The organism is Planctobacterium sp. AWH2_060 (assembly GCF_056158425.1).
The window spans coordinates 603,154-625,355 of sequence record NZ_JBSWTG010000001.1 but is presented as its reverse complement, the minus strand read 5'-3'; the positions used below and the strand labels follow the sequence as shown (position 1 = coordinate 625,355).

Sequence of the window (22,202 nt, the reverse complement as noted above, 5' to 3'; positions counted from 1 at the left end):
AAAGTTGAACTTAGCAATCGATTGCAAAACAACCACAAAGGAAAATTTTTAAACCATAAGCAGTTTTTTGGTTATAGAAAACGCGTTTTATATTCGAAAAATGAAAGTGCGGAAGGTCTGCAAAAACTGCAGTAAAAAAGGGACATAAAAAATCCCCGCGAGCGCGGGGATTTAAACATAAACTTTAATGAAGTGATTACTTCATTTCGGCCAATAACAGATATGGATTCTCCAGGTAGGATTTCCAAAGGTTATTGAAGCGAACCATAGTAGCACCATCTATGATGCGGTGATCACCAGACCAGCTTACTGTCATGATATTTACCGCTTTTACATTGTCGTTCTCATCAAAACGAGGCAGACGCTGCATTTTGCCCAGAGCTACAATAGCGGCTTCCGGCTTATTAATTACCGGCGTTGCCGTGGTGCCACCCAGTACTCCAATATTGGAAATACTGATAGTACCGCCCTTCAGGTCTTCCTGAGACAAGCGCCCTGCTCTGGCCTGGTCAACAATGCGGTTAACGTCCTGTGCCACTTCAAACAATGACTTATTTTGTACCTGCTTGATGTTAGGCACTAACAAACCAATTTTGGAGTCTACTGCCATACCAATGTTGTGATCATCAAAATAGGTGATCTCAGTGCAGGCGTCATTCACCTGAGCATTGATGATGGGGAACTGTTTTAAGGCCATCGACAAGGCTTTAATGAAGATGGGCATAAAGGTCAGTTTCACATCTTGCTTCTCAAATTGTGGTTTGAGTTGCTGTCTCAGTGCAATCAAAGCATCCATTTCGATTTCTTCGCTGACACTGAAATGCGGAATGGTAAATACCGAATCCGTCATTTGCTTGGCCATGGCGGCTTTAACTCCGCGGATAGGCTCTACACGTGTGCCACCAGAAGACGGCGTAGCAGCAGTTGCTGTAGTGTCAGCAGCCTTAGGCTGAGTAGCGTCTCCCTCTAGGTAAGCTTTAACATCTTCTTTCATAACCCGGCCTTTTTTGCCAGAACCAGGTACCTTAGCGATATCAATGTTAGCTTCACGAGCCAGACGACGTACAGCCGGACTTGCCAAGGCTTTACCCTGTCTGGCAGGTGCATCATTGTTACTCGCAGCTGCGGTATTCGCACTTGCAGTAACATTTGTAGAAGAACTGGTCTCGACTTTTGCCGCAGGCGCTGCACCAGATGCTCCGCCCTCAGTCTGAATAGCGTACAGAGGTTCATGTACCTTGGCGATTTCGCCTTTGGCGTAATACAACTTAACCACAGTACCGGCATCTTTAGCTGGGATCTGCACCAGAGCTTTGTCAGTCATTACATCAGCAACAGGCTGATCTTCAGCAACAACGTCACCTTCGCTTACCAACCATTCCACCAGCTCACATTCAACAATACCTTCGCCAATATCTGGCAGGATAAAGTCAATCACTGCACCACCTGTGGTTGCAACACCTGAAGATGCAACTTCCTGTTCCGGCTCTGGTTGGCTTTGTGCGGCAGGTGCGCTTGGCTCACCTGCCGTGCCATCTACTGTCATAGCAAACAGAGGCTCGTGAACTTTGGCAATATCGCCTTTTTGATAATGCAGCTTTTCCACTACGCCATCGTGCATAGCGGGGATCTGCACTACGGCTTTGTCTGTCATCACTTCCGCCACCGGCTGATCTTCAGCAATACGGTCGCCTTCTTTAACGAGCCATTCAAGTAGCTCGCACTCTACAATGCCTTCGCCAATATCAGGTAAAATAAATTCTGTCGTCATAGTCTTCCCCGATTAATAGTGCATAGTGCGCATGATGGCTTCGTAGGTTTTCAGGTGATCTGGCATATATTCTTTTTCATGTGCCAGAGGATACGGAGTATCCAAACCACAGACACGCGCAATAGGTGATTCCAGATTCAGGAAGCATCTTTCCTGCACTGTCGCAGCCACTTCGGCAGCAAAGCCACCGGTTAACGGAGCTTCGTGGTTGATTAACAATCTGCCGGTTTTCTCTACTGACTGACAAATAGTATCAGCATCCCAGGGCTGAATACTGCGCAAATCGATAATTTCGCTGGAAACACCATCTTTATCCGCCATTTCAGCGGCTTTTTCGATGATTTCCATCTGTGCACCCCAGGCCAGCAATGTGATATCAGAACCTTCTTTTACCACTTCTGCTTTACCTAATGGCAACTGATAATCTTCTTCCGGCACTTCGCCGACAGAAGCGCGATATAGGCGCTTAGGCTCCATGAACAATACCGGGTTGTCATCGCGAATAGAGGCTAACAACAATCCTTTGGCCTGATAGGGATTGCGAGGAATAACAATTTTAATGCCGGGACAGTGAGCAAAAAACGCTTCCGGAGATTGCGAGTGATAGTGACCGCCTGCAATACCACCACCATAAGGTGTACGGATTGTCAGGCTGCCAACTGAAAACTGTCCACCAGAACGATAGCGGAATTTAGCGGTTTCATTAACAATCTGATCGAAAGCCGGGAAGATGTAATCGCCAAACTGAATCTCGGCTACAGGTACTGAACCCTGAGAGGCCAAACCGTTGGCAAAACCTATGATGCCCTGCTCTACCAGTGGCGTGTTAAATACTCTGTCGCGTCCGAATTTTTCTTGCAGGTTACTGGTGGCACGGAATACACCACCAAAGTGGCCCACATCCTCACCGAACACCATGACTTTTTCATTGTCTTCCATGGCGATATGCAAGGCATTGTTTACCGCCTGTAAAATATTCATTTTAGCCATTAGTCAATTCTCCCTGCGGTTTTAGGATAAGCTTCTGGATACTTCTTAATATGAGCTTTTAATTCGCTGAGTTGTTTTTGCAGTATTGGCGGCACTTCGGCGTATACATCGGTAACTAACTCATCGATTTTACAGATTGGCACCTGCTCAACGCGCTTAAGCTCTTGTAGTACTTCCTGACGCATTTGTTCAACTTCTTTCTTGTTAGCTTCTTCATCCAACCAGCCTTTGGAAACCAACCATTTAGCCATACGGGCAATTGGATCTCTTTCCTGCCACTTGGCTTCCTCTTCCTTGGAGCGATAACCAGTTGGATCATCGGAAGTGGAGTGAGCAGCTAAGCGATAGGTCATGGCTTCGATAAGTACCGGGCAATTTTCAGCCAGGGCGATTTCACGGGCTTTTTGCGTTGCCGCATAAACACCTAATACATCATTACCATCAACCCGGATGGTTTTAACCCCATAACCGATACCGCGAGAAGCAATACCGTCACCGGCAAATTGCTCTTCTGCCGGAGTGGAAATGGCATAGCCATTGTTACGGCAGAAGAAGATCACCGGGCAATTCAGTACCGCAGCCATGTTAACACCTGCGTGGAAGTCACCTTCCGACGCGGCACCTTCACCAAAATAACAAATGGTTACAGCGGGTTCTCCGGCCATCTTCTGACCATAAGCATAACCTGCCGCTTGCGGAATCTGAGTACCAAGTGGCGAGGAGATAGTCATGAAATTCAGCTCTTTAGCGCCGTAATGGATCGGCATCTGACGCCCTTTATTCGGCTCTTTTTCATTGCTGAACATCTGATTCATAAACTGTTCCGTGGTATATCCACGGTACGCCAGAGAACCTTGTTCACGATACTGCGACATAATCATGTCTTGCGGCTCTAATGCTGCTGCACTCGCTACTGTCGCACCTTCTTCACCGGTAGAAGCCAGGTAAAAACTGATACGGCCTTGTCGTTGTGCTGCCACCATGCGCTCGTCTAATACGCGGGTAAATTGCATTGTGGTATACATTTTTAACGCAGTTTCCTGATCGAGTTCAGGTTCAACAGCTTCTTTGTGGACAACACCGTCCTGAGACAGGATTTGCAACATGGGAATATCAATCAGGCCGTTGCTGATGATGTTCACTTCATGCGCAATACCAACATGGGAAAGATGGTTTCTGGTTTTCATGTTATCGCCTTATTTTGAGTGTCTTACAGGCTCTGAAACAAAAATCAGCTCAAGCAAGACCAGCGTTATTTGATGGCAATAAGTGTAGTCTTGTTCGCTTAAAAACGTGTTGCAATTTTTAGGAGAAATTTATCGGGGCAATCAGAATTTGCCCCAAGTCTGAACAGGAATTAGGATGAATATCCTAGTTTTTACAAATTTGTTATAACTCGTCTACAAGTTAAAAACATAATGGTACGATAAGCACCAATTTAAATATGTTGGTCGATTAGTACCGGGTTGCCATCAGGATCCACAAGCATAATGCTGCCTGGTCCTTTAGTATCCTCATCTACCGTATCCAGCAATTCAATGCCTTTATCACGCAAGGCCTGCTGAATCTCCCTGACATCCTGATAGTCCTCCAGGGTGCTGCAATCCTGAGCCCAACCGGGGTTGTAAGTCAGCATATTCTTTTCAAACATGCCCTGAAACAACCCGATAGTACTGGAGTCATTTTTCAGGATTAAATAACCGTGTTCGATATTACCTGCGAACTCTTCAAAGCCCAACGCCTCGTAAAAGGCTTTAGATTTTTGAATGTCTTTGACATTCAGACTGACCGAAAATGCGCCTAGTTTCATGTAACTATCCTTACTTGCTACTTATTCTGATTCCAATCAAGTATAGCGGCTAAGCTAGATTAAGGTAGTTCGCTCACACGAGAGCTGGGTAGCAATTGCTTTTAGATACGGTAAATCACCTAATACTAAAGTATTACGCCATTACGACTTTAGTCTAATCCTCTCAAATTCCCGTTTACCTGCACTCGCAAAGTCCCTAAATTCAGCGGCATTACAGTTTATTTCTTTACGCTTGCACCCTATCGGAAAAGCAGTTTAATAAGGAAACCAAGAATGAAAAAAACCTTTGCAACCCTGATGTCGTTAATGGGACTGACTCTGGCCGGTCAATCTCAGGCAGCCACGATTGAAACCTGCTCAATGGATTACTCTGGCGCCATCAACGCGGTTTATGTCAGTAACGGAAAAGTAACCGGTATCGCAAAAGTTTTTGCCAGCTCCACAACGGATGAGCCTTTTACCCTCATTGCTGAAAACGGCATTGAGTACACACGCCACGGCACAGTAACAACGACATTGGATCTAACCGATTTCGCACTAAACGGTACCTGCCAATTTGAAAATCGTTTTACACCGTTGCATTCCATTGATGAAGATAGCCCCTGGCGTCAGTTTCAAATGCATCGCGCCAGTATTTATGACAGCACCATGCTAGCAAAATATGACCACAATGGCGTCCAGGCCGACTTATTGATAGCGAATGGCTGGACATGGGGTGATGATTTGTCTTCTATCCACGTGTTTGAAATGGTGGATGGCAAGTTCAATCCAGTGAAATACGACATTGATACAGGTAACGGCCAATTACCTGCTTACAAAGCCGGTAACCGTACTATGAGCATGAGCGGTGACGGTGGGCAGTGGCGCTATCGCGCATCGGCTATCAGTGATGATGGTCGTCTGATTGTTGGATACGCCAAACTGGACGAAACCGTTACATTTAACAGTGGCGCAAAAATCAAGTCATCTGAAAAGTTTGGCATGATGTGGCAGATCACTGAAAGCTGCGAAATTAACAAAGGCAAATGCAACAACAAAAATGCCAGCCGATTGACCAGTGGCAGCTCTAAAACAGGCTCCATTAAAGTTCAGGCCATCAGCGATACTCAGCTTAGCAGAAAGTCATCTGACAACGCCTCTGATGCCGGACTTAAGCAGTTCGACTTGATCGAATACGACAAAGACACCTTGCTAGAAGATGTGTACAGCGTGACAGATTTAGGCAACAGCAAATATCTGATCAACGGACGCTCGGCGTCAGGTAAAGCCATGATAGTAAGGGTTACTTTATAACCGGTTTCAATACCACTGTGTTTTAGCGGCTTTCGGGCCGCTTTTTTTATGTCTGTAATTTGCCAACTGCGACTTTGACTATACCTTGAAGCGCTTATTCCTGTATAATCTCGCGCTTTTTAACTAAACTTCCGAATCACCAGCAAGACTAAAGAGCCTGTATGAGCGTAAAACAATTTGATCCGTCGCAAACCACCACTATGGATACCCCTAAAAAGGTTATCGAGCAACAGTCTCAGGAAAATCTGGTGACTGCTGACAGTGGTAATGCACGCATTGGTTTTGTGAGTCTGGGTTGACCGAAAGCATAAGGTCAACCCTACTTCGTCCCATACATGAAACTCTTTTAATAATACGCTTTTAGTTCAGTTTAATCTCCCTTTGGGGCGCAAACAGAGATAGAGTTAATGACCGCTATTCCGACAAAGCGGCCATTAACATCAATTTGCCCTCAGACCGCTTTGAGCGAACTACGGACGCTTATTAAAATTACCCGTTCGGTATTCCGTTTATAATTTTAATTGGTACTTATTCAGCTTACGATAAAGTGTTCTAACACTTAAATTTAGCTGAGTAGCTAAGTCTTCAATATTCCCTTCAAAAGTATTTGTTACCTTTGACAAATATTGTTTTTCTGCAGCCTCTAACGTTATTAAGTTGGTATTGTCTTCAGCTATAACTGATGGTGAAGTGATACCGACTTCTTGCATATATGGAGGTAGATCATCAACACAGATAATATCTTCATCAGACAATAAAACCGATTGTTCGATAACATTCCTTAATTCTCGAATATTTCCTGGGAAGTTATATTGCTCAAGGGCCAATAGTGCTTTGTCACTGTAGGTTTTATTTTTAAACTCAGAGTGCTTCAAAAAGTAAGTGACCAGTGATTTTATATCAACTTTTCGCTCTCTTAATGGCGGTAAGAAAATTGGAAAACCTGCTATGCGGTAGTATAAGTCTTCTCTAAATAACCCTTTTTTCATTAACTCTTTTAGGTCTTTATGGGATGCTGACAAAATCCTAAAGTCAGCTTTTTTCTGTTTTAAGCCGCCAACAGAGCGAAAGCTACGTGTTTCTAAAAGACGTAAAAGTTTTACCTGCATGTTTAACGGTACATCACCAATTTCATCAAAAAATACCGTGCCGCCGTGGGCAATTTCTATTAGCCCTTTTTTAGTGTGTGTAGCGCCAGTAAAAGCGCCTTTTTCATGACCAAATAATTCAGATTCAAACAAGGTTTCATTTAACCCAGTACATTCAATAACGACAAAAGGTTTTTCATTATGGTTGCTGCCTTCATGTAGTGCCTGTGCCACAAGCTCTTTACCAGTGCCAGTTTCGCCTTGAAGTAATACCGCAATATCAGATTTAGCAGCGCGGCTGATCTGTTTTAGCATGCGCTTGAATGGTTCACTTTCTCCAATCATTTTATCTTTCGCTAGCTCTGCGCTGGCAAAGTTAATTTTTTCTAAAATCTCTAAAAATCCGATGATTTCACCATCTTCACTTTTCACCGGGCGCATCAAAATATCGCAAAACTGTTTGCCTTGTTCAGTGTGATGAATGTGAACGACACTCGTCGCTTTTTGAGTTTGAATACAGGTTTTCATCGGACAATCTTCACCGTGCTGATCGCAAGGCTTCTTACTATTGTGAGAAATTTCATGACAACGGCTTTTACCGACAATTACTTTTTTAGAGTACAAGTCCTCGTAAGCTTTGTTTACAGCTTGAATGCGGTAATCTAGATCTAGAAAGATCACGGGTTTTTCAATGGCATTGATTGTTGATTGAATAATTGAATGCTGCATAAAACTTTTTTGACAAATATGACGGCGATTTATGTCAAATATGACACAAACTCTAACTGATTAATAGATTGTTTTTCTTTGATTTTTATTAAACCTAATAATTTCAACTGGTTACGATTCCGTTACAACTTGGAATAAATCTTGATATTAGTGTTAATAACACAATAAATCTCATGGATATTTATGCCATCATACAAATCAATATTGGCAATACTGTTATTGGTGAGTTTTTGCTCTTCAGCAACTGATTCACAAAGTGCACTAAAAGAAGAAGCCAAACAAAAAATTCAAGTGTTTGCTAAAACATTAAAAGGCAGTTTAACGTCAGCAGTAAAATCTGGAGGGCTTAGCGCAGGTGTAGAAGTTTGCCATAAGCAAGCGCCTGAAATAGCCAAGAGCCTTTCAACCGGTGGTTGGCAGGTATCTAGAACTAGCCTTAAACCAAGAAACTTTGAAAGTAAGCCAACGCCTTGGCAAAAATCTGTACTGGAAAAATTTGAACAGCAAAAAGCTGAGGGTAAGCCTGTAACAGATTTAGCGTTTATAAAGCGCGATAACAATACATTTCAAATGGTAAAAGCCATTCCAACTGGCAAGCTCTGCCTGAACTGCCATGGCAAGTATATAGAGCCAACACTACAAGCAACCATTAATCGTTTATATCCTCACGATCAGGCAACAGGCTTTTCACTTGATGATATTCGAGGCGCTTTTGTTGTTCAAAAAGCACTTAATGAATAAAAAACTCATGACCCAATTAACTAATTATTAAAACAATTTTTAAAAATATGGAGATATAACATGAATGAAGCAGTGGTCGAACTGTCTAGGCTACAGTTCGCATTAACCGCTATGTTTCACTTTATATTTGTTCCTTTAACGCTAGGCCTCAGTTTTTTACTAGCAATAATGGAATCAGTGTATGTGATGACAGGCAAAGAAATTTACAAACAAATGACCAAGTTCTGGGGCAAGTTGTTTGGTATTAATTTCGCGATTGGTGTGGCTACTGGCCTCACCATGGAATTTCAATTCGGTATGAATTGGTCTTATTACTCACATTATGTGGGGGATATTTTTGGTGCTCCGCTGGCCATTGAAGGATTAATGGCCTTTTTTCTTGAGTCTACGTTTGTCGGTCTGTTCTTCTTTGGGTGGGACAAGATGTCAAAGGTTAAACATTTGTGCGCCACCTGGCTGGTAGCGTTAGGCTCAAATTTTTCTGCACTTTGGATATTAGTCGCTAATGGTTGGATGCAATACCCCGTTGGCGCTGAATTTAATGTTGAATCAATGCGAATGGAAATGACCAACTTTGCAGAAGTGATATTCAGCCCTGTTGCTCAGGTTAAGTTTGTTCATACGGTTTCTGCTGGTTATGTTACAGGCGCCATGTTTGTATTGGCTATTTCAAGTTATTACCTTCTTAAGAATAAAGAGATTGCCTTTGCTAGGCGTTCATTTGCGATTGCTGCAAGCTTTGGTTTAGCGTCTGTATTGTCAGTGATTGTTTTAGGTGATGAAAGTGGCTATGAACTTGGTGATGTTCAAAAAGTGAAGCTTGCGGCTATTGAAGCGGAATATGACACTCATCCTGCGCCAGCACCGTTTACTTTATTTGGTTTGCCAAATGATGAAACGCGAGAAGTGGATTATGCCGTGAGAATTCCTTGGTTAATGGGGATTATCGCGACACGCTCTACCACTGAAGAAGTTATGGGGTTAAAAGAGCACGAAATAAAAAATAGAGAGCGAATTTTATCCGGCGTTGAAGCTTACAAGGTACTTCAGCCTGTACGAAATGGTACGGCGACTGAGCAACAATTAGCGCAATTTGAACAACATAAAGGTGATATGGGGTACGCCATGTTACTTGAGCCTTTTACTGACGACATCACTAAGCCGAGCGCTAGCGCAGTTGAACAAGCGGTTGATTATTCCATTCCACCTGTTGCACCGCTATTTTGGAGTTTTCGAGTTATGGTGTTTTGCGGCTTTGCTATGTTGTTTATTTTTGCTTGTGCTTTTTACTATTCAACAAAGCATCAAATTACTAAGCCTAAGTGGCTGCTTAAAATGTCACTATGGGGATTACCGTTGCCTTGGGTTGCTTCTGAAGCAGGTTGGTTTGTTGCCGAATATGGTCGCCAGCCATGGTCTATCGCTGAAGTACTGCCTGTGCACACCGCAGTTTCAAACTTAACTGAGGGTGAAATTATGCTAACGCTTATTGGTTACAACGGTTTTTATACCGTGATGTTTATTATCGCGTTTTATTTAATGCAAAAGTTTGCTCGTAAAGGGCCAACTGAAATTGCTCGCGAACAAGCGCTGCAAGAACAGCAAGAAGCCGAACTGCTTAAGTCATATAACGCCAAAGGAGTACAAGCATGATTGATTATGAAGTGTTAAGAGTCATTTGGTGGGTACTGATAGGCGTGCTGTTAATTGGGTTTGCTATTACTGATGGTTTTGATTTAGGTGTTGGTGCCTTATTAACATTAGTTGGTAAAACTGATCAAGACCGTCGTGTAATGATCAATACGATTGGCCCACACTGGGATGGCAATCAGGTTTGGTTTATAACCGCTGGCGGCGCAATATTTGCGGCTTGGCCGATTATCTATGCAACAGCATTTTCAGGTTTTTATGTTGCTTTAGCCTTAACTTTAATTGCCCTTTGGATGCGTCCATTAGGTTTTGATTATCGAAGTAAATTGCCTAATGCTACGTGGCGTAAAAGCTGGGATTGGGCGTTATTCGCAGGCGGTATTATTCCTGCGCTTATCTTTGGTGTTGCTTTTGGTAACTTGTTATTGGGCGTGCCATTTGAATTTGATGATCGCTTAAAACCGATTTATACCGGCAGTTTCTTTGAACTATTAAATCCATTCGCTGTATTAGCTGGGTTAGTATCTGTTGCTATGATCCTTAATCATGGCGCGTCTTGGCTTCAGCTAAAAACCGATGGTGTATTGCATACTAGAGCCAGAATGGTGTCATTTGTACTTTCTATAGCTACAGCAGCACTTTTTGTATTAGCTGGTATTTACCTAACCATGGGGGTTGATGGTTATGTGATCACATCAACAGTTGATGCGTTAGCAACAAGTAACCCTATGGCGAAGCAAGTTGAAGTTCAAGCTGGTGCTTGGTTACAAAACTATGAGCGTTATCCTTGGATGATTATCGCGCCTTTCATCGGTATTGCAGCGGCATTGGCTTGTGCACTTTTCTCCAAACTTAATAAAGGTGGTTTAGCGTTTTTAGCAAGTGCCTTAACGATGACAGGGATCATATTAACGGCGGGCTTTTCAATGTTCCCATTTCTTATGCCATCAAGCTCTGTACCCGCGGCAAGTTTAACAGTTTGGGATGCCACATCGAGTTATAAAACATTAGAAATTATGTTTTATGTTGCCTGCATTTTTGTCCCTATCGTTTTAAGTTACACCGCTTATGGTTTTTGGGTAATGCGTGGTCGCATTAAACAAAGTGACTTAAATCAGTCTCACGCAATCTATTAAGGAGAACATAACTATGTGGTATTTCACTTGGATTTTAGGTGTGTTGCTCGCTTGTTCATTCGGCATTATTAATGCGATGTGGCTTGAAGCGACAGAAGACATGGATAGAGAGAGCGAATAGCGCTATGAATCAACCAGAAGCATCCCAAATAAAAGCATTAGAAGGGCTGAAACAACTTCAGGCAGAATACCGCCAAGAGTTAGCCAAGCTTGTATTGATAAAATCGAGCTACTTTATTGCCCAAATTATTTGCTTCTGGTTATTCGCTCAGATGATGCACCAGCTAATTGTTGAACAAGCCAACTATTCAACGACACAGTTTAATTTATTTGTGGTCAGTGCTGTTTGTTGGTTGGCGTGTCGTCACTTTGCTCAATATAAGGAGATTTCATTTGATAGAAAAATAAAACAGCATGTTGAGCAAAAAGTGCAGAAAATTCTTAGCGAGCAACAACATGCGTTAGCACAACAACATTCTAGCTTTCAATGGCAGCAAATATTTTTACAGCATATACCTGCTGTTGCAGCCTATATCAGTCAGTATTTAACGAAAAAATACTTATCCGGACTAATCCCTATAGTTGCACTGGTGATGGTTTTTTACGTGAACTGGTTTGTGGCAGTTATTTTATTAGTGACTTTGCCTTTAGTGCCTGTGTTTATGATTTTAGTCGGGCATGGTGCCGCCAACATTCATCGAAAGCACTTTGTTAGTTTAGAAAGGTTAGGAGGGCTTTTTATTGATAGGTTGAAAGCGCTGACAACCATCACGACCTTTAACCAGCACCATAACCAAAGTCAGTTGCTTGATACTGCAAGTAACTTGGTAAATAAACAAACCATGAAAGTAGTAAGTGTTGCATTTTTATCAACCACTGTTCTGGATTTTTTTGCCACCATTTCAATGGCGTTAGTCGCGGTTTATATTGGTTTTAGTTTACTTGGAGAGTTAAGTTTTGGACCTGAAATAGTCTTTAGCCAAGGATTATTTCTTTTATTGCTTGCGCCGTTATTGTTTTCTGAATTAAAAAACTTAGGCCGGTTATATCATCAAAAAGCGCAGGCTGAAGCTGCTTGGGAAGCGCTAGAGCCTATTATTAATTCGACCACTCTAAAGTCAAAAGAATCTATTAATTCATCTGAGGCATTTACTGGTATTAACTGGCTTAACTTTCAAGTGAGTGAACCCAAGTTAACAGCTCGAATGCTTCATATAAAACCAAAGCAACACATACATTTACAAGGGCGTTCGGGCGCTGGTAAATCTGTTTTTCTACAAGCCTTAATGGGGTTAACTGGTGCTAGCCATCAACTAACGACTGGATGTGTGTTATTAGGACAGTCGCCGGTTATTTTACCATCGTCAGTTCGAGAAAATTTATCATTAGGTCATCCTGTTAGTGATGATGACCTTTGGCATGTGTTAGAAAAAGTTGCTCTTGATCAGGCAGTAAAAAACTTACCTCAAGGAATAGACACTCCGCTTGGCGAACATCCGCCACTTTCGGGAGGAGAGCTACAAAGGCTAATGTTAGCGCGTGTGTTACTGCAATCGGCAGAGGTGATTTTATTAGATGAGCCAACAGCGCATTTACCTGAAACGCAGCACCAAACGTTATCACAGCTAATTTATCAATTAACAAAAGATAAAACCGTTATTTGGGCTTCACATAAGCCGTTACCCAATGAATGGTTTGAACAAACTTGGCAAATAGTGGATGGCGTGATTAACACGAAACAACTATGCCAAAAGACACAAGGAGTTATTGCTGATGCGTAGCCCTTTTTTATCTTTAACTTTGGCATTAATTCACGGGGTTACAGGCTTAATTATTTTATTGGTTGCCTCATGGTTTATTGCGGCGAGCGCAGTAGCAGGGCCTAGTTTCAATTATGTATTGCCTGCTGTTGCTATTAGGGGCTTTGCCTTGTTACGCATTAGTAGTGGTTACGGTGAAATGTGGTTATCTCATCATCAGTTATTAAATAAGCTGGCAAAATTACGCCTTACAATATTTAAAAACTTAGAGGGCCAACCTGAGAATTTACGTGCACTAGAAACCGATAAACTTCAATATCAAAGCCAAGATTTAGCATCCGTTTGGGTTGGTTGGGTTCATCAAAATGCCAGTGCCTTACTATCAATGTTGCTTATTAGTATGTTGGTACTGTTCTTTATGCCTAGCTTTTCTTTAACTTGGTTTGGTTTTGTTATTTGGAACTTGGGAATTTATAGCTGGTTAATGTTCTCAGGTATAAGTACAGCAAAGTTGAAATTAGCTGAAAGAGCGAGGTTAGAGTCAGATATTGAACATCATATCGATTCAGCTCAAATCTGGCATATGATGTATTCATCTCAGTCACCCGTTTGTACATCGTTTTATAAGATTGATACCGACAATAAACGTCAGGTTGAAAAGGCATTCAGCCTGCTACTATTCGGCAGTTTGTTATGTGTGGTGTTGCTTTTGAATCAAACCAATAATCTGGTAGGTTTATCTACTATTACACCACTGTTTTTAGTTTTACCGATGGCATTGTTGGCCGCTACTGATTGGTTTGGTCGTGTATTTCATACTCAAGATAGGTTGCAGGATTATTTAATCAGTAAAGCTAATTTGTCAGGGCTTAAATCTAAGCTGAATGTTCGCCATAATGAAAAAATTACCACTTTGCAATTAACAGACTTTAATGTTGCAACGGCAAAAATAAATACGGTGAACGTTAAAGTAACAGAGCCAAGCTTAACATTACTCACTGGGGCATCTGGTAGTGGTAAAAGTCGACTCATGATGGCAATGGCAGGTTTACTACCTCACGCTGGTAAAAAGTGGATTAACCATGAAAAGGTTTCGAGTGATTCAATCATTAATGATATTGCTTGTATAGAGCAACACCCTTACTGCCTGTCGGGTACATTAAGACAAAACTTACAGATCGCCAATGAAAAAGCCTCTGACGCATTACTTGTAGAGTGCTTATTTAGTGTTGGGTTAGGGTCTCTATCAAATTTAGATGAGTGGGTAGGCGCTGGTGGCAGGTTACTATCAGGTGGCGAATTAAAACGGTTAGGTTTAGCACGTGCGTTGTTAAGTCACCAATCTTTTATTTTACTCGATGAACCTTTTGAAGCCCTTGATGAAGCTAACGTGAAAGAAATTGTGACTGTCATCAATAAATTAAAGCAGACTAAGAAACTCGTTGTTGCTAGCCACTTAACTCCACCAGGTTTACAAATAGACAGCCATATTTCACTTGATGAAAATGTGCAGGAACAGAAGCCGATAATTGAACATGGGCTGACCTAATGACGTCTTTTATTCAAATAACTCCGATAGAAATTAAAGCGTTTGATGGAACTGGCAACTCTCTCAGTTATTTAATAACAAACCAGGCATGTGAGTGTGCTGCATTAGTTATGAATAAACATCTAACAGAAATACAAGCTAATGTACTAGTCAACGAGGTGCAACCATTAAATGTTCGTCTTGATTGGATTCTTTTAACTGAACAGCCAGATGATTCAGGAATAGTTGAACTTGTTCAAAACAAGTGTGGTGGAGTCATTGCGGGCAATGCAGCTACACTTGCTAAACTTGAGCTGCAATCCTCTTTTAGCGTGGGGCAATTTGAAGAGTTAAGTGAACATCAAATTATTCTACTTGGCCATATTGAGCTACAAGTCTTACCTACTGAGAATAAAAATAACTCATGTTTTCAAATAGAGGATAACCTATTTATTGGTAGCGATGGCCAAACAGATGCTAGTCACAGCTTTAAAAAACAGATATTTCGAATCTAATTTCACTTAATAGGAATTTAAAATGACTAAATCATATAGAGATATTACTGACGCATTATCAGCAAATTTAAAACAACTTCGCCCTAGCATTTCAGATACGATGAAGGGCTTTTCTGCGATGGCGAAAGCGGCAACGGCTGAAGGTTCGTTAGATAAGAAAACCAAAGAATTAATCGCGCTTGCGATAGGTGTATCAACCCGTTGCGACGGCTGTATTGGTTTTCATGCAAAAGCGCTTGTTGATTTAGGTACTACACGAGAAGAAATCGAAGAAACTCTCGCGATGGCAATCTATATGGGTGGTGGTCCATCATTAATGTATGCCGCAGATGCGCTCCAGGCGTTTGATGAATTTGCAGGTAATTAATTCATACATAGAGCGCTATCGGTTACTTGTAATTTCCTGTGCCATCAGCAAGGCTCTTTTGATATTTCGATTATCATTGACTCACTCATCAATCGCTTTTTTGAATTACAACCACCCACTTTTATCGCTTTTTGTATTTTTGTTTTTTGCTAACCTCATTAACAGCTTAAATGTTTTATCTAATCCAAGGAGACTAATGTGATTTCAATTGATATCGGTATAACTGAACAAGATAGAGAAAATATCGCTGATAACTTAAAAATGCTATTGGCAGATTCTTACACTTTATACTTACAAACACATAACTTTCACTGGAACGTAACGGGCAGCCAATTCAGAGAGTTACATTTAATGTTTGAAGAACATTATAACGAACCAGCACTGGCAGTCGATGAAATTGCCGAACGAATCCGAACCTTGGGTATTGCAGCCCCCGGAACTTATAAGGCTCTTGCCGAGTTAAGTTCTATTAAGGAAGTTGAGGGAGTCCCTCAAGCAAGGGAAATGATAGAAATATTGACCAAATCCCATGAGACTGTTGTAAAAACTTGCCGACAGGCATTAAAAATTGCCCAGTCAGCAGATGACGAATCATCTTCGGCGTTAATTTCAGACCGGATGAGGGTGCATGAAAAGACAGCCTGGATGCTAAGGGCACTACTTAATTAACGTGATTAATGTGTTTCAATGAGGGTGAAGTCTTACACCTTATTTACAACAACAGAATTATTAAAGTGGTTATAAATCTATGCTTTAGGGTTGAGTGGTTAACTTCAAGAGTTCTATCCCTATAAATGCTAAGCATTTTTTATGATAAAAAAAGGAGAAACAAAATGGCAGCAGGTAAATGCCCAGTTATGCACGGAGGTGCAACTGAAAATGGTATGTCAAATACGAACTGGTGGCCTAAGTCGCTTAACTTGGACATTCTTCATCAGCACGATAGTAAAACGAACCCTATGGGAGCAGATTTCAACTATCAGCAAGAAGTTAAAAAGCTTGATTTTTCAGCGCTAAAAAAAGACTTAATTGCTTTAATGACAGATAGTCAAGATTGGTGGCCTGCTGATTGGGGGCATTATGGTGGCTTAATGATACGCATGTCTTGGCATGCCGCAGGTACTTATCGTATTGCCGACGGACGTGGCGGAGCAGGAACCGGTAACCAACGATTTGCCCCACTAAACTCATGGCCGGACAACGCTAATTTGGATAAAGCTCGGCGTTTGCTATGGCCAATAAAAAAGAAATATGGCAATAAGCTAAGCTGGGCGGACTTAATTGCTTATGCGGGTACTATTGCTTATGAGTCTATGGGTCTTAAAACTTATGGTTTCGGCTTTGGTCGTGAAGATATTTGGCACCCTGAGAAAGATACCTACTGGGGATCCGAAAAAGAATGGCTGGCACCCTCAGGCAGTGATGGTTCCCGTTATTCTGGCGAACGAGATCTCGAAAACCCACTTGCCGCAGTAATGATGGGATTAATTTATGTCAATCCAGAAGGTGTTGATGGCAACCCTGACCCATTAAAAACGGCTAGGGATGTTCGAATCACTTTTGAACGCATGGCGATGAACGATGAAGAAACAGTCGCTCTCACAGCAGGAGGGCATACTGTTGGTAAATGCCACGGTAATGGTGACGCGGCACTATTAGGGCCTGATCCTGAAGCTGCTGATCTTGAAGAGCAAGGGCTAGGATGGCTCAATAAAACGAGTCGCAGCGTCGGGCGAGATACTGTAACCAGTGGAATTGAAGGAGCATGGACAACTCACCCAACCCAATGGGATAACGGCTATTTTAAACTGTTACTTAATTATGAATGGGAACTGAAAAAAAGCCCTGCTGGCGCATGGCAGTGGGAGCCTGTCGATATTAAAGAAGAAGATAAACCTGTTGATGTCGAAGATGCTTCTATTCGCTATAACCCAGTGATGACAGATGCTGATATGGCAATGAAGGTTGATCCTGACTATCGCAAGATTTCTGAGCGTTTCTATAAAGATCCTGAATATTTTTCAGAAGTTTTTGCCCGTGCTTGGTTTAAGTTGACTCACCGAGATATGGGGCCTAAAGCGCGTTATATTGGCCCTGAAGTACCTCAGGAAGACTTGATCTGGCAGGATCCTATACCAGCTGGTAATACGTCTTATGACGTGCAAAATGTTGTAGATAAAATCAAAGCTAGTGGCTTAAGTATCAGTGATATGGTTTCTACGGCATGGGATAGTGCAAGAACGTTTCGTAGCTCAGATAAACGCGGTGGTGCCAACGGTGCTCGCATCAGGCTTTCGCCACAAAAAGATTGGCAAGGCAATGAGCCACAGCGCTTATCAAAAGTATTGGCTGTACTGGAAAAAGTAGCATCAGAAACAGGGGCTAGTGTCGCTGATGTTATTGTAATTGCAGGTAATGTTGGCGTTGAGCAAGCAGCGAAAGCTGCAGGGTTTGATGTTAGCGTACCATTCAAACCGGGTCGCGGAGATGCCACAGAAGCAATGACAGATTCTGCGTCTTTTGAAGTATTAGAGCCTTTTCATGATGGTTATCGCAACTGGCTGAAAAAAGATTACGTGGTAAGTGCTGAGGAGATGTTGCTTGATCGAACACAATTGATGGGATTGACCGCACACGAGATGACGGTACTCATTGGCGGCATGCGTGTACTTGGTACAAATTATGGTGACACTAAGCACGGTATTTTCACTGAACGTGAAGGAACCCTTACCAACGATTTCTTCGTTAACCTAACGGATATGAAATATACGTGGAAGCCTGCTGGTGATAATCTTTATGAAATCTGTGATCGAGAAACTGGCAGTGTTAAATGGACCGCAACTCGGGTCGATTTGGTCTTTGGTTCAAATTCAATACTGCGAGCTTACGCTGAAGTTTATGCTCAGGATGATAACCAGGAAAAATTTGTTAATGACTTTATCGCTGCCTGGACTAAAGTGATGAATGCAGACAGGTTTGATCTGGCCTAGCCAGAAGTTATGGAAAATGGCGTTTTACTGCTCAGGTAAAGCGCCTATTTAACACTTTAGCTTTAGTTATTTTCTCAGGTATTCAGTATTTGTTGCATACTCATCGTCTGTTTTTAGCCCTTGATTGCCGTTGTAGGTTTCAGTACTTCAGTTGTAGCTATTGGTACCTTGAAGTCACAGATTGTGACCTCAAGGTTGAAGTTCCGCTTTCGCACAATTTGAGACCTTGGTTCGATTAAGGCTGATAGTCCGTTATTGGCACAAATGAGGCTAAACCATTTTCAGAGTAAACGACTGCTTCAGCCTCATAGTAACAGACTCAAATTTATCTCACTTAAGGGACGAAAGCGTGATAGCTATCTTGTTTAATTTGCAAAAGTAGCATTCAAAAATCGGTATACTAAAGTAACTAATAACTATTTATAATATGCTCATTATAATTTTGAGTATTTAAGCGCGAAGTATGACCGTTAACCATTTCGAACCGAAACAAACAACCACTCTTGAAACACCAAAAAAGGTGTTAACAGAACAAGTAAATCAACGACAATTAGAATTTTCTTCTGACGCCGAAACCTTGAATTCAGAGGGCTCCGCCAAGATCGGATTTTTAAGCCTCGGCTGCCCTAAAAACCTGGTGGATTCAGAGCGCATTCTGACGCAGTTACGCACCGAAGGTTATGATGTAGTGCCTACCTATAACGATGCCGATCTGGTTATCGTTAATACCTGCGGCTTTATTGATTCGGCAGTACAGGAATCTTTGGACACCATTGGTGAAGCATTAGCAGAAAACGGCAAAGTGATTGTTACCGGCTGTCTCGGTGTAAAAGAAGACCAAATTCGAGAAGTTCACCCCAACGTGTTGGCAATTACCGGCCCTCATGCATATGAAACTGTGGTAGAGCAAGTACACGACAACTTGCCCAAGCCAGTTCACAACCCATTCAGTGATCTGATACCAGAACAAGGGGTTAAATTAACGCCGCGCCATTACGCTTACCTGAAAATATCTGAAGGTTGTAATCACAGATGTACTTTCTGCATCATCCCGTCCATGCGTGGTGACCTGCTGAGTCGTCCTGTTGGTGAAGTACTGAGTGAAGCCGAGCGACTGAGCAACGCTGGCGTAAAAGAACTACTGGTAATTTCTCAGGATACCAGTGCCTACGGTGTAGATGTTAAAAACAAAACCGGATTCTGGGACGGTATGCCAGTTAAAACCGGTATGACAGAACTGGCTGAGCAACTGGGCCACATGGGTGTATGGGTGCGATTACACTATGTTTACCCCTATCCTTCAGTAGATAAAGTTATTCCTTTAATGGCACAAGGAAAGATCCTGCCGTATCTGGATATCCCTTTTCAACATGCCAACAAGCGAATTCTGAAACTGATGAAACGCCCTGCCGCAGCTGAGCGCACCTTAGAGCGCATCAAAAAATGGCGTGAGATCTGTCCGGAATTGGTGATCCGTTCCACCTTCATTGTGGGTTTCCCTGGCGAAACCGAAGAGGAATTCCAGGAATTGCTGGATTTTCTGGATGAAGCGCAATTAGATCGGGTTGGCTGTTTCAAATATTCAGAAGTAGAAGGCGCCACCGCCAATGATTTACCGGATCAAATCGATGAAGCCACAAAGCAAGATCGCTACGAGCGCTTTATGCTAAAACAACAAAAAATCAGTGCCGACAGATTGCAGCAGCGCGTCGGTTTGATTATGCAGGTGTTGATTGACGAGGTAGACGAAGAAGGCGCAATTGGCCGAACCTATGCCGATGCACCGGAAATCGACGGTGTTGTCTATCTCAATGGTGATACTCAGGTTCAACCGGGCGATTTTGTCGACGTATTAATTGAACACGCCGATGAATATGACTTGTGGGGCAGTCGCGTAGAAGACTAACTTGCACTACACTCAGGGCATCTGTAAACATAGATGCCCTGAATTGATCACATCTAAACATCACAACCACACCAACTTAATCACTTTAATTTGCCTGTTGCAGCTATTACTGGCTGGCTGTGGTAGCAATCGCTTTATTAATTGGCACACTCAAACAGATAACAGCGTCTTAATTCCTGCGCTTTCCGACTCGCAAATAAAACAACTGCATCAAGTCTCCGGGCAATCACAGACACAAGCACAAGCAAAACTATTTAGCATGTGCACTGCACCGGAAAAGAATACGCCGATTCAAACAACCTTAGTTAGCTGTCATCAATGGCTTAAGCACAATGCCGAAGCAAGTGATGTAGAACCAAAAGCTAAAACAATTCAACACTATAACGCAGCGCTACTGCAAATCCTGACATCACAATCAGATTTAACCAATTTCACTGCACCACATATACAAGTGCAAACAGAACCAGACCGGCTTGCCCAGGTTTTTCAGGAGATTTACCTCACAGCCAACATGCAAAACAAAGAGGCCCATTTACAGCCTGAAGTGTTTTCAGGAATTGGCATTACTGCAGTTGCATATAGACCGAATTCCTATGAGATAGATGACCATGAATATCCACTGGAAGGTATATACCGCCCAATCACCTTTTTTGTCCATGAGGTAAGCATTTCAGACCATGAGCTGCTTATTCATATTAAAGGCAAGCGGATGACCTCTCACAACCGAAATAACTTTTATCAATCTCAATTAGCCTTTGCACCAGCTGCGGCATTTCTCACCCTTATCAACAAAGCTGATATTGATAAATCGTCCTTTATTGGCTTGCTTACCGCTGAACGGGCTGAGCATCGCTTTGGTATATTTGCTATTCAGGAATTTTCCCAACATAAAACGCCGTTGTTGATGATCCACGGTTTAAATTCCAGCCCGCTGATTTGGCGTAAACTCACCATGGCTGTCATGAATGATGAAGCATTGAATAAGCGATATCAGATTTGGCATGCCTGTTATCCATCAGGCCCGCCTCCTTTTTACAACTCCATGCGACTGAGAAAACGATCAAAAACCATGATGGGGAGATTTCACCAATCGGATAATGCGGGTCAAAGCCTCAGTATCATTGGCCACAGTATGGGCGGCATCATCGCCAAGACCTTTGCCGTTGATACCGGGCAACAACTGTGGGATACCGCGTTCTCAAAATCGCCGCAAGAAATGGCCAGTGCGCTAGAAAGCAACCCGCAAATGCAGGATATCTTTATTTTTAGCCCACCTGCCCGGCTGGATAATTTGTTTTTCCTGGATACGCCTCACCGCGGCAGTGAAATGGCCAGCTCCTGGATAGGCAGATTGGGCGCTGGATTAATTAACCTTCCCAGCAATTTCACCAACATGTTTGCTGATGTGGTAGAAAAGTTTGGAATTGAGACCATCACCCCACCAATGCGTCCATTTCTGGCCACTCATGGCCCAAACAGTATTGAAGTACTGCGCCCCGACCATCCACTGATGAATAAATTGAATGAATTCCCGCTACCAAAACGCACCTGGTCGATTGTTGGTTCAGACAAAGAGTTAAATTGCTCAGGCCATACCTGCCTGACAATTTCGGACGGTGTTGTGTCATGGAGCAGTGCCACCCTGAATCAACAAGCCAACGAAGAGATCATCGTTGCCAGCAATCACGACTCCTTTAACAACGACACCGCCATTGAATTTATCTTGGCTAAGCTAAGGGATTGATTAAAATACTAAATATTAGCGGGACAGCCATCACAAAATAACAAACTAGTCCTGGTATTTGGGTTTAGTTTTGTGGCTTGAAATGTCGAATTTAAGATGGGTGTCCTTGTAAATCTTGGTATCTGAGTTCAGCAGTCAAAGATTCGAATTTAGAATGGTTGTCCGTCTAACCGCGTCGTTCGAT

At 42.4% G+C, this 22,202-nt stretch carries 19 protein-coding genes; 14 read left to right on the top strand and 5 right to left on the bottom strand.

Features of this window, described 5'->3' with window-relative positions:
• Positions 1–196 precede the first annotated feature (196 nt).
• From ACXAD8_RS02695 to ACXAD8_RS02680, 4 genes are all read right to left on the bottom strand, one after another.
• Positions 197–1,771, bottom strand: coding sequence for a dihydrolipoyllysine-residue acetyltransferase (locus tag ACXAD8_RS02695; protein WP_475224587.1), 1,575 nt, complete (start codon positions 1,769–1,771; stop codon positions 197–199).
• Between the two features lie 12 nt (positions 1,772–1,783).
• Positions 1,784–2,761, bottom strand: coding sequence for an alpha-ketoacid dehydrogenase subunit beta (locus ACXAD8_RS02690; RefSeq protein ID WP_475224585.1), 978 nt, complete (start codon positions 2,759–2,761; stop codon positions 1,784–1,786).
• The gene (locus ACXAD8_RS02685) at positions 2,761–3,948 is read right to left on the bottom strand and encodes a thiamine pyrophosphate-dependent dehydrogenase E1 component subunit alpha (protein ID WP_475224583.1); all 1,188 of its coding nucleotides are present in this window, start codon (positions 3,946–3,948) and stop codon (positions 2,761–2,763) included. The genes ACXAD8_RS02690 and ACXAD8_RS02685 overlap by 1 nt, the downstream gene beginning before the upstream one ends.
• Before the next feature lie 251 nt (positions 3,949–4,199).
• Positions 4,200–4,571, bottom strand: coding sequence for a VOC family protein (locus tag ACXAD8_RS02680; protein ID WP_475224580.1), 372 nt, complete (start codon positions 4,569–4,571; stop codon positions 4,200–4,202).
• A gap of 273 nt (positions 4,572–4,844) precedes the next feature.
• Here ACXAD8_RS02680 and ACXAD8_RS02675 point away from each other — a divergent pair, with 273 nt between their 5' ends.
• Entirely contained in the window at positions 4,845–5,864 is a 1,020-nt protein-coding gene (locus ACXAD8_RS02675) for a hypothetical protein (protein WP_475224577.1), read from the top strand.
• A gap of 161 nt (positions 5,865–6,025) precedes the next feature.
• Complete coding sequence (locus ACXAD8_RS02670; protein WP_475224574.1) at positions 6,026–6,163, top strand: hypothetical protein; 138 nt, start codon at positions 6,026–6,028, stop codon at positions 6,161–6,163.
• A gap of 210 nt (positions 6,164–6,373) precedes the next feature.
• On the opposite strand, the gene ACXAD8_RS02665 is transcribed toward ACXAD8_RS02670, so the two are convergent.
• On the bottom strand, positions 6,374–7,681 hold the full coding sequence (locus ACXAD8_RS02665; RefSeq protein ID WP_475224571.1) for a sigma-54 interaction domain-containing protein: 1,308 nt from the start codon (positions 7,679–7,681) through the stop codon (positions 6,374–6,376).
• Positions 7,682–7,864: 183 nt separating this feature from the next.
• Here ACXAD8_RS02665 and ACXAD8_RS02660 point away from each other — a divergent pair, with 183 nt between their 5' ends.
• The 12 genes from ACXAD8_RS02660 to ACXAD8_RS02605 all read left to right on the top strand — a co-directional run bounded on the left by ACXAD8_RS02660 (position 7,865) and on the right by ACXAD8_RS02605 (position 22,018).
• A complete protein-coding gene (locus ACXAD8_RS02660) occupies positions 7,865–8,422 on the top strand; it encodes a Tll0287-like domain-containing protein (RefSeq protein ID WP_475224569.1) in 558 nt (185 codons plus the stop codon).
• A gap of 60 nt (positions 8,423–8,482) precedes the next feature.
• Positions 8,483–10,075, top strand: coding sequence for a cytochrome ubiquinol oxidase subunit I (locus ACXAD8_RS02655; RefSeq protein WP_475224567.1), 1,593 nt, complete (start codon positions 8,483–8,485; stop codon positions 10,073–10,075).
• The gene (gene cydB, locus ACXAD8_RS02650; RefSeq protein WP_475224564.1) at positions 10,072–11,208 is read left to right on the top strand and encodes a cytochrome d ubiquinol oxidase subunit II; all 1,137 of its coding nucleotides are present in this window, start codon (positions 10,072–10,074) and stop codon (positions 11,206–11,208) included. The genes ACXAD8_RS02655 and cydB overlap by 4 nt, the downstream gene beginning before the upstream one ends.
• Before the next feature lie 13 nt (positions 11,209–11,221).
• On the top strand, positions 11,222–11,329 hold the full coding sequence (gene cydX, locus ACXAD8_RS02645; protein ID WP_475224562.1) for a cytochrome bd-I oxidase subunit CydX: 108 nt from the start codon (positions 11,222–11,224) through the stop codon (positions 11,327–11,329).
• 4 nt (positions 11,330–11,333) lie between these two features.
• On the top strand, positions 11,334–12,989 hold the full coding sequence (locus tag ACXAD8_RS02640) for an ABC transporter ATP-binding protein/permease (RefSeq protein ID WP_475224559.1): 1,656 nt from the start codon (positions 11,334–11,336) through the stop codon (positions 12,987–12,989).
• A complete protein-coding gene (locus ACXAD8_RS02635) occupies positions 12,982–14,517 on the top strand; it encodes an ATP-binding cassette domain-containing protein (protein WP_475224557.1) in 1,536 nt (511 codons plus the stop codon). The genes ACXAD8_RS02640 and ACXAD8_RS02635 overlap by 8 nt, the downstream gene beginning before the upstream one ends.
• Positions 14,517–15,011 carry a hypothetical protein gene (locus ACXAD8_RS02630; protein ID WP_475224554.1) on the top strand — a complete coding sequence of 165 codons (495 nt, stop codon included), beginning with the start codon at positions 14,517–14,519 and terminating at the stop codon, positions 15,009–15,011. The genes ACXAD8_RS02635 and ACXAD8_RS02630 overlap by 1 nt, the downstream gene beginning before the upstream one ends.
• A gap of 22 nt (positions 15,012–15,033) precedes the next feature.
• Complete coding sequence (locus tag ACXAD8_RS02625; protein WP_475224552.1) at positions 15,034–15,378, top strand: carboxymuconolactone decarboxylase family protein; 345 nt, start codon at positions 15,034–15,036, stop codon at positions 15,376–15,378.
• 198 nt (positions 15,379–15,576) lie between these two features.
• Positions 15,577–16,047: a Dps family protein gene (locus tag ACXAD8_RS02620; protein WP_475224550.1), complete on the top strand. Its 471-nt coding sequence runs from the start codon at positions 15,577–15,579 to the stop codon at positions 16,045–16,047.
• A 164-nt stretch (positions 16,048–16,211) separates the two neighbouring features.
• Positions 16,212–18,368 (top strand): catalase/peroxidase HPI, encoded by a 2,157-nt coding sequence (gene katG / locus ACXAD8_RS02615; RefSeq protein WP_475224548.1) that lies wholly within the window; start codon positions 16,212–16,214, stop codon positions 18,366–18,368.
• Positions 18,369–18,831: 463 nt separating this feature from the next.
• A complete protein-coding gene (gene rimO, locus ACXAD8_RS02610; protein ID WP_475224545.1) occupies positions 18,832–20,274 on the top strand; it encodes a 30S ribosomal protein S12 methylthiotransferase RimO in 1,443 nt (480 codons plus the stop codon).
• Positions 20,275–20,317: 43 nt separating this feature from the next.
• On the top strand, positions 20,318–22,018 hold the full coding sequence (locus ACXAD8_RS02605; RefSeq protein ID WP_475224543.1) for an esterase/lipase family protein: 1,701 nt from the start codon (positions 20,318–20,320) through the stop codon (positions 22,016–22,018).
• Positions 22,019–22,202: the final 184 nt, after the last annotated feature.